This is a genomic window from Acinetobacter rongchengensis (assembly GCF_003611475.1).
GTDB classification, from domain to species: Bacteria; Pseudomonadota; Gammaproteobacteria; order Pseudomonadales; family Moraxellaceae; genus Acinetobacter; species Acinetobacter rongchengensis.
Genome location: NZ_RAXT01000084.1, coordinates 1 through 7,856, shown reverse-complemented (window position 1 = coordinate 7,856; position 7,856 = coordinate 1). Strand labels below are relative to the sequence as shown.

Annotated in this window: 10 protein-coding genes and 2 pseudogenes; 8 read left to right on the top strand and 4 right to left on the bottom strand. The window is 34.1% G+C overall.

What is annotated here, in order from left to right:
• Positions 1-366, top strand: a pseudogene (locus D7V20_RS17965) (hypothetical protein); the annotation flags it as partial.
• Between the two features lie 33 nt (positions 367-399).
• Here D7V20_RS17965 and D7V20_RS17960 read toward each other — a convergent pair.
• The gene (locus D7V20_RS17960; protein WP_031974998.1) at positions 400-660 is read right to left on the bottom strand and encodes a hypothetical protein; all 261 of its coding nucleotides are present in this window, start codon (positions 658-660) and stop codon (positions 400-402) included.
• A 211-nt stretch (positions 661-871) separates the two neighbouring features.
• On the opposite strand from D7V20_RS17960, the gene mobQ reads away from it, so the two are divergent.
• The 5 genes from mobQ (at position 872) to D7V20_RS17935 (ending at position 5,496) form a co-directional block, all read left to right on the top strand.
• Positions 872-2,527: a MobQ family relaxase gene (mobQ, locus tag D7V20_RS17955; protein ID WP_120385289.1), complete on the top strand. Its 1,656-nt coding sequence runs from the start codon at positions 872-874 to the stop codon at positions 2,525-2,527.
• A 569-nt stretch (positions 2,528-3,096) separates the two neighbouring features.
• Positions 3,097-4,026, top strand: a complete 930-nt coding sequence (gene repM / locus D7V20_RS17950; protein ID WP_000200914.1) for a replication initiation protein RepM — start codon at positions 3,097-3,099, stop codon at positions 4,024-4,026.
• A gap of 63 nt (positions 4,027-4,089) precedes the next feature.
• Positions 4,090-4,644 carry a plasmid replication DNA-binding protein gene (locus tag D7V20_RS17945; protein WP_120376083.1) on the top strand — a complete coding sequence of 185 codons (555 nt, stop codon included), beginning with the start codon at positions 4,090-4,092 and terminating at the stop codon, positions 4,642-4,644.
• Between the two features lie 370 nt (positions 4,645-5,014).
• On the top strand, positions 5,015-5,233 hold the full coding sequence (locus D7V20_RS17940; RefSeq protein WP_120385288.1) for a hypothetical protein: 219 nt from the start codon (positions 5,015-5,017) through the stop codon (positions 5,231-5,233).
• 5 nt (positions 5,234-5,238) lie between these two features.
• The gene (locus D7V20_RS17935) at positions 5,239-5,496 is read left to right on the top strand and encodes a hypothetical protein (RefSeq protein ID WP_120385287.1); all 258 of its coding nucleotides are present in this window, start codon (positions 5,239-5,241) and stop codon (positions 5,494-5,496) included.
• Between the two features lie 501 nt (positions 5,497-5,997).
• Here D7V20_RS17935 and D7V20_RS17930 read toward each other — a convergent pair.
• From D7V20_RS17930 to D7V20_RS17920, 3 genes are read right to left on the bottom strand one after another with little or no spacing between them, the layout of a single operon-like run.
• On the bottom strand, positions 5,998-6,321 hold the full coding sequence (locus D7V20_RS17930; RefSeq protein ID WP_000681328.1) for a hypothetical protein: 324 nt from the start codon (positions 6,319-6,321) through the stop codon (positions 5,998-6,000).
• 53 nt (positions 6,322-6,374) lie between these two features.
• Positions 6,375-6,689, bottom strand: coding sequence for a helix-turn-helix domain-containing protein (locus D7V20_RS17925; RefSeq protein WP_000197509.1), 315 nt, complete (start codon positions 6,687-6,689; stop codon positions 6,375-6,377).
• A complete protein-coding gene (locus D7V20_RS17920; RefSeq protein ID WP_000288001.1) occupies positions 6,670-6,993 on the bottom strand; it encodes a type II toxin-antitoxin system RelE/ParE family toxin in 324 nt (107 codons plus the stop codon). Before D7V20_RS17920 ends, D7V20_RS17925 begins: the two co-directional genes overlap by 20 nt.
• Before the next feature lie 143 nt (positions 6,994-7,136).
• On the opposite strand from D7V20_RS17920, the gene D7V20_RS17915 reads away from it, so the two are divergent.
• Positions 7,137-7,442 (top strand): hypothetical protein, encoded by a 306-nt coding sequence (locus tag D7V20_RS17915; RefSeq protein ID WP_000734383.1) that lies wholly within the window; start codon positions 7,137-7,139, stop codon positions 7,440-7,442.
• 126 nt (positions 7,443-7,568) lie between these two features.
• Positions 7,569-7,856: pseudogene (locus D7V20_RS17910) on the top strand (hypothetical protein); the annotation flags it as partial.

Sequence of the window (7,856 nt, the reverse complement as noted above, 5' to 3'; positions counted from 1 at the left end):
GCTTCTCGTATTTCATTTATCGAGCTTCTTCATCTTCCAACAACTGGTAGAAATGATTTGAAAAGCTCTGATCTTGATAAAAATCATCTACAATACATTCATAAAGCCATTTTTTCAGAACACACTAAAGCTGTATTTATCTCTGATGCTGTTTTTAAATTAATGAAAAAAACATCTATATTTTCATGGATGAATGATGCAAAACAAATAGAAGGACATACTCTTAAAGTTTTTCATGAAAAAAAACCTTTAATCTATAAGCATTTACATTTTTCAACTTATGGAAAGTTTCAAGCTCAAAAAGAGGAAGAGATAAAAGCAATTCATAATATTATTCTAGGATCAAACATCAGTGATTTAACATAAAATCTCTTATACGAAATTTGCATGCTAGAAACATTAAAGATTAAATAATTTTCTATCTCTATCTTCTGTTAAATACTCGTTTAAATCAGCGAGTATTTTTTCTTTATTGGCTTCATCTTCCATTTTTTTTAACATCAAAGAACCGAGTAAAATTTTACGTCTAGTTTCATCTTTTCGTTTCTGTTCAGATTGTTTCTTTTTTTCACGGGCGATAACAGCTTGCTTCTGTGCTTTTAGCTGTTTTAAAACCTCTTCCTGCTTTGCAATTTTTTGTTCTAAAGTTTCAACACTCATACCAGTTACCGATTCAGGATTCTTTTCGATCATATGCGCATTTGAACTCACGTTCAAGATGCTATACGATACTCAAAGAATCCCCGAAGGGCGCACTTAGCCATTGAGTTAAACTCAATGGTGCGACAAGGGGTAAATCCCCTTTGTAATCCCCTGACCAACATATTCATGTTGGTAATTTCGATAAATCGAAATAAAGAGCAAAAGCAACATGGCGATATATCATTTTTCAGTTAAAACGATTAGTAGAGGTAATGGACGATCAGCCGTTGCTTGTGCTGCATATCGTTCAGGTGAAAAATTGGTATGCGATTTCTATGGAAAGGAACAAGACTACACAAAAAAAACCGGTGTCGAATTTACAGAAATCTATGCACCCAAAAATACAAATACTGAGTTACTCAACCGTCAGACACTTTGGAACCAAGTAGAAAAAGCCGAACGAAGAAAAGATGCATTACTTGCAAGAGAATTTGAGATTGCATTTCCAAGTGAATTAAACGCTGAACAGCGTAAAAAAATGCTCAATGAACTTTGCCAAAACATCGTTAACAAATATGGTGTCCTCGTTGACGCTGCTATTCATGCACCGCATACAGACAGTGGAAGTGATGAACGCAACTACCATGCACACATCATGTTCACCACCCGAAGTATTAATGAGCATGGTGACTTTTCAGCAAAAAAATATAGGGACTTCAGTCGTGACAATGGCACAGAAACTGTAAGCCACTGGAGAGAATCATTTGCAGAGTTATGTAATCATCACCTGGAACAAAATGGATTTGATGAACGTGTCGATCACAGAAGTTATGAAGACCAGGAAAGTGACCTAGAAGCAACTCAGCACGAAGGTCCTCAAGCAACATACCTGCGAAGACGAGGGGTATTTACAGAAATTAGTCTGAAAAATGATGAAATTAAGCGACGTAATTTAGAAATTAAAAAGGTCATTGCACTTGATGAAAACATCAACGTATCTGAGGATCTTGTGCAAAAAGTACGAAGTGAACTTCAATTCCAATACTCTCAAGCTGAGTATTTAGAAAAAATTTCTCAGAAACTTTCTGAATTCCAAAACGAAGAATTATCAAAATTAACAACAGAATTAGACACGATGAGTTCTGAAATATCAGAACTACACAAAAAAGAGCCTTTATTTTTTAAAACAAAATGGAGCAATCAAATAAATGACCTGATCGACCAACACAATACCCAACTAGATATCCAAAAGCATATCTCTGGTCTTAGTGAAATAGAAAAAAAAGAGAGATATTCTAATCAGTTAAATAAATGGACAGAAGAAAATCAGCTTCTCCAGCCTAAAAAGTCTTTCGAAAAATTTGACGAAACGAACATCACTGTTAAACAACGAAAACTTAATGATCAAATTTCAAATATAGATCACCAAATTTTAGAAATATTACGCAGAGAAGATAAATATCAAGAGCACCTACGAGATCAAAGATTGGAGATCATAAATAGTTATATCTTTGAAGAAGATGACTATGGAAATAAATACTTTAGTCCTCAAAATGGTGAAAAACAAAAACGATTATATGCAAAAGAAATGGAAGAGCTAAAAATCCAAAAAATGCATGCAGATTTTATAAAACCAATTGAGGTAGAAGCAGAGCAAGAATTTGCCAAAAAAAGAGCAATACAGCTCGAAAATGACCGAAAAGATCGTGAATCGAGGGAACAGCAGTTGCGTAAAGAACGAGAACAACAAGAACAACGCTATGAGCAAGAAAGACGAGAACAAGACCATATGGCATTTTTAAGACGCCAAGAATTGGAAAAACAGCAGAAAAATGAGCCTAAAAAGCCAGAACAAGACAATGATAACGATTACACACCTTGGTAAACCCTGTTTAAACGCAAAAAAATTGGGTTTTTAGCGATGTTTTGGTGGAGTATATAGGTTTCAATAGCCAAATTTAAAAAGTCTCTTAAATCGAAAATGAGAGCATTTAGCGAGTGTCTACGAGCGACACAAAGAAAATTCGCCTATTCCCCCCTCTGAAAAACAGCTTTTTAGGCTGTGAAGTCTAAATAAGCGTAAATCACATGCAGAAAATTGAGCCTAGACCGAGCGTAGCGAGTAAAAAAGCTCTATGAGCGAAGCGAATTCCGAGTTGCTTTTGATCTTGCTTTTACTTTTTCTAAATTCACGGGAACATTGACCAAAAAATTGCCCCGACGAATCGAGCGAAAGCGAGATTCAATAGAGTTTGAGCGTAGCGAAAACCAAGGGCAATTTTTCAAATGCCTTTTTAATATATTTTAAATCTTTTAAATCTTTTCAGTTGTCTCTGTGCCTTATATAGCAAAGGTTTCAGCGTTTAAATATGACGGATTGACTACTAACTATGACGGATTGACTACTAACTATGACGGATTGACTACTTAACTATGACGGATTGACTACTAACTATGACAAGTATATATTTGTCATATATTAGAAAAATCAATGGTTTTGTTTTGAATAAAAATCACGTTGTAAAATCAAATCAAGTAATAGAAGCATCGTATCAATTAAGTGCCGTAGAGCAACGAATTGTCTTAGCTGCCATTTCACGGATTCCCAAAAATCAGCCTATTACAGATGATGAGTTATACCCTGTTAGCGTCGATGAATTAAAACAATTGGGCGTACATGAGAAAACTGCATACAGAGATTTAAAGGAAGGTATTAATAGACTCTATGAGAGGTCTATTAATCTCAGTATTGATGATAAATCTATAAAGATGAGATGGGTGCAAGAAATCCAATTTTTAGATAGTCAAAGTGTCATTGGTATCCGTTTTTCAAAACCCATTCTGCCATTCATTTCCAATCTAAGTAGAGAATTCACCAAATATGCCTTATCAGACATTGCTGGGATCAATAGTGGATACGGTATTCGTATTTATGAACTACTGGTTCAATATCGGCAAATAGGTAAGCGTGAAATTTCTGTTGAGAGTTTACGGACAATGTTAGAACTCGGTAAAAAGTACCCATTATTCGCTGATTTCAAGAAACGAGTAATTGACACTGCTATAGACCAAATCAATGAATACAGCCCTCTAAAAGTCACTTATGAGCAGAAAAAAACAGGGCGTAAAGTCACTCATATTATCTTTTCTTTTAAAGAAAAATCTAAATCCATAACACATACCTCGAAAGATTTTTATCAGCTATCTGATGCTCAAATTAATCTATTCGGGAATCAATTATCACGTTTACATGAGCTTTCCCATTTAGCCTCAGAAGGTGAAAGTTATGAGATTTTAGCTGCTAAAATTAAGGATATGCTTAGAAACCCTCACCAACAACAGCAGTTTTTGCCACACTTAAAGAACTTAGGGTTTAAAGCTTGAGTGTATTGAAGAATACACTTATTGTATTCTTCAATACGTATCCTAAATACACAGCAATACACTATGAAAACAAGTACAAAATACAGTGTTAGTGATGCAGCCACACTGTATAAGAAATCTCGTGCTACACTTTATAAAGATATAAAAAATGGGGTGTTAAGTCGTGATCATGATGGCTCTATCGACTTCTCTGAGTTACTCCGCGTTTATGGTGAACCTTTTAGTGGAAAACACTCAAAACACACTGATACGTCTCCAACACAAACTATAAATACACCTGAATACACAGACAATACAGTTATTGAACTAAAGAATCAGATCGATTTTCTAAAGAAACAGTTAGAAAAAGCAGAAGATCGCGAAGCTAAAGCAAATTCTCGTATTGATACATTACTTACCCTAATTGAAATGAAGCCAACTCAGGTTCATCCCACACCAACTTCAGCTCAATCTAGTCCATCTCAAGTAGAATCTACATTGAATGTAGATAACAACAAACATGACGGATTGACTACTCCAGATCAAAAAGAAAATAAGCGGATTCCGGTGCCGGATCACATTGAACCAGAGCCTGAGAAAAGAGGGTTTTGGAGCCGTTTTTTTAGACCCTATGATTAACCACGATTGTTTAACTGATATGAACAAAGTTGTGGAACATTGATCAAAGAATAGGCGTGGAACGTGAAAAATCATAAAAAAAGCCCATTCGAGGGTGAACGGGCTTTTCTTTATGCTATAACGATTTGATTTTTAAGTAGATAAAAAGAGCATTTCGTATAAGGTGTATTATGTTAATTTTAGGAAAGCTTAATATTATTTAAATCATTATTTTTTAACTCGATGAGAACTATTGTGAATTAATAGCTTTAATCATTTTTTAGCCAATTTGTTTTATAGATTCTCTATATACTAAGCTTTAGAAAAAGATAGCCATTCAAAAATAAAAAAAAATCAAGTAAAATCATGTTTTTTAAGTGTAAAGAAAATCATGAAAATAAGTCATATTGTAATAGTAGGGTATTTGGTTTTAGCATTTTTCACAGCCATTTATGGTAATTTTTGGGGAGATTATGATTATAAAGGGTTTGCTTATAATCTAGGTCGTGGCTTGATATGGCCTGCTGTTTGGTTCCCAGCTTTTGGTAAATTTTTAGGGGGGTTATTTATTATTGCTTTTGTTGCTTATTTAACATTATCAAAGAGATAGTAAAAATGAAAAAATCTATTACAACCGTTTCTATTATATTATTAACACTAGTTTTATCTGCTTGCGATTCTAAAGAAAAAAAAGCATTTATCAGAGGGTGTGCAGAAGGTTTGGCAGATAAGTCTATTTGTAGCTGTGCATATGATAAATTAAATGATGATGCTACAAAAATGTATGGTAAGGAATGGGGAACAAATCCTGCTATATTACAAGATGAACGCTTTTTTTATGCTCTTCAAAAAGCAGCAATGCAGTGCGAATAAAGCTCAAGTTGCATCTATGTTTGTCCTTTACTCATTTAACATAATGGGCGTTATACGAAACGCATATAAAAATAGTTTTATATTTCAAAAAGTTATGCTATAAAAAATCGGGGACGCAAACCCGAAAAGCCGACTTGGAAACAAGTCGGCTTTTTTATGAGCAGTTTTGATACTTATTGCCAATAAAATAGATCAATGTTTAATCAAAATGAAACTTTAGTGTGTGTTATCAACCCATTCATGGCTTAAATCATCCCCAATTTCTGCGGACAACTCTTGGGATAAAAATAGGCCAACTTTGTAAGCTAAAACTTACATAGATTTAAGGTTTTTGCGGATTGGTAATTTAAGGCATTAATCCTATGATGAATACATAAGGGAACAGGATGTTTCCAGAAAAACAAGAATAAGAAAGTAGCGCAAGGAATGGGCAGCACGAGATCAGCAAGACGAGCAACCCAATATAAAAAAGCCCGACAGGATGTCGGGCTTTTTTATTGTCTAAAGATTAGATTTAGTAGTATCTAATCCATTTTGATTGATGAATTTAATCAACGTATTCTGTATAAATTCTTCCGTCTCGATCCCCTGTTCTCTAATTACTTTCTCAAGAATTTCAAGCGTTTCATTTTCTAGTTCAAATGACATTTCTGCGGATGTCGACATCAATAAATCATAGTTGTTGTCTACAATTTTTTTAAAGGTTTCTTCAACATTATTTGTTAATGGCACGTTGAAAGACAGGCGTAGAGAACTATTGATAATTTCTACATGGGTATAGCCGATATATTCTGTACTTTTTCCTACAAATCCTAAGTGTTTCATAAAAAACCTTAAATAATATATAGTGAATAGCTCTCTAGTGAGAGCTAGATGAATTAAGCCAGACTTTCTTTTACAAATTTTGGATCAACAATAAATAATCGGATAAGCGATGTTGCTGCTCCTGATGGTCTTCTCGCACCTTGTTCCCATGATTCAAGAGTACGTCTTGATACGCCAAGAATCTTGGCGAACTGATCTTGAGTTAGTTGAGCCTTTCTACGAGCTAATGCCACATCTGTTTCAGTGATCACTGTTCTTTTCGCTGCATTATTAGCCAACATATCATCAATGCCTTGTAATATCTCAGCTTCAATATCTCTAGTTGCTTCAAAAGCTTGTAATTCTTTTTCAGTCATTAAACGAGTCATTTAATTTCTCCACCAATGCTTGCAGAGTTTTCTTACTAAGCTGTACAGTTTGCTTTTTACTGTACAAGGTTAATAACCAAATCTCTCCATTTGTTAAACGATTAAAGTAGATGACTCTGACACCACCACTTTTGCCCCTACCGCCACTAGTCCATCTAATCTTACGAATACCGCCTGAATTGGGTTCTACATCCCCAGCTTCAGGATTTAATGCTAAGAATGTTTTAAATTCCTCATATTCTTCCTGAGTCCAATAAACAAGACAGTATTTAGTAAATAAAGGGGTTTCACATATTGTATACATTGCTTGTGTTTATACTACCTTGTGGTAGTTAATTTTATACTACTTTGTGGTACTTTTAAATATTAATTTTTAATTCATAGGACTAAAGACAATGTACTACTTTGCAGAGGATCCCTTCTAGGTAATGTCACCTAGGAGGAAAAATGAAAAAACTGAAATCTCAGTATCAACAATCTGTAAAAACATACCCTCATGATTATTTTTCCAAACGCTACCCGAACATAAGGAGTGTCTATTTTAAAAAATTTAGCACTCAACAAGAGAGAAGCTTTTATTTCATGCATCATATTGAATATAAAAACTATCCTCTTAAATTTCGTGTAGCGCGTGGTACTGGTCTACCTCATGTTTGGGACGATTTTCCAACTTATGTATACAAAATTGCTAAAAGTTGGAAGCATAATTCTAAGAGAGCACATCAGTACTACAAAGAACATGAGCAAAAATAAAAAATGGGAGCTATAGGCTCCCATTTTTGTGTTAGAACCCATTTAAAATGTCTATATTCTCACCAATAAAAATGTCCACTTTTAGAATAAACTAATATTCTTTGCATTACGTCAACTGATAAAAATATGTATAACGTTCATCCAAGTGAAAAACTAATTCAAGCTTTCCGCCAAAAACCTTATCAGGGATGTTGTCCTACTCAAGCAGAGTTTTTATTTATTGGCTTAGATGCCAATTACGCTCCCAATGTTGAAGAACAAAAAATATTTTCTAAAATCATTGAATATCATGAGGATGCTATTTCATTTTGGCAAAAATACAATTTACATCATCCTTTTTTATTAGATGGATATAAAGGAGATGGGCGAAAATATCATAAAGAATTTTCAAAAATTAGACTTTCTTGCAAAGAT

What these genes read in the sequence shown, in the direction of transcription:
- D7V20_RS17925 (WP_000197509.1), bottom strand. Translation starts at nt 6,689, where the DNA reads ATGACTCGTTTAATGACTGAAAAAGAATTACAAGCTTTTGAAGCAACT.
- D7V20_RS17960 (WP_031974998.1), bottom strand. Translation starts at nt 660, where the DNA reads ATGAGTGTTGAAACTTTAGAACAAAAAATTGCAAAGCAGGAAGAGGTT.
- D7V20_RS17920 (WP_000288001.1), bottom strand. Translation starts at nt 6,993, where the DNA reads ATGTATACAATATGTGAAACCCCTTTATTTACTAAATACTGTCTTGTT.
- D7V20_RS17935 (WP_120385287.1), top strand. Translation starts at nt 5,239, where the DNA reads ATGAAAAAATCTATTACAACCGTTTCTATTATATTATTAACACTAGTT.
- mobQ (WP_120385289.1), top strand. Translation starts at nt 872, where the DNA reads ATGGCGATATATCATTTTTCAGTTAAAACGATTAGTAGAGGTAATGGA.
- D7V20_RS17945 (WP_120376083.1), top strand. Translation starts at nt 4,090, where the DNA reads ATGAAAACAAGTACAAAATACAGTGTTAGTGATGCAGCCACACTGTAT.
- D7V20_RS17930 (WP_000681328.1), bottom strand. Translation starts at nt 6,321, where the DNA reads ATGAAACACTTAGGATTTGTAGGAAAAAGTACAGAATATATCGGCTAT.
- D7V20_RS17915 (WP_000734383.1), top strand. Translation starts at nt 7,137, where the DNA reads ATGAAAAAACTGAAATCTCAGTATCAACAATCTGTAAAAACATACCCT.
- repM (WP_000200914.1), top strand. Translation starts at nt 3,097, where the DNA reads ATGACAAGTATATATTTGTCATATATTAGAAAAATCAATGGTTTTGTT.
- D7V20_RS17940 (WP_120385288.1), top strand. Translation starts at nt 5,015, where the DNA reads ATGAAAATAAGTCATATTGTAATAGTAGGGTATTTGGTTTTAGCATTT.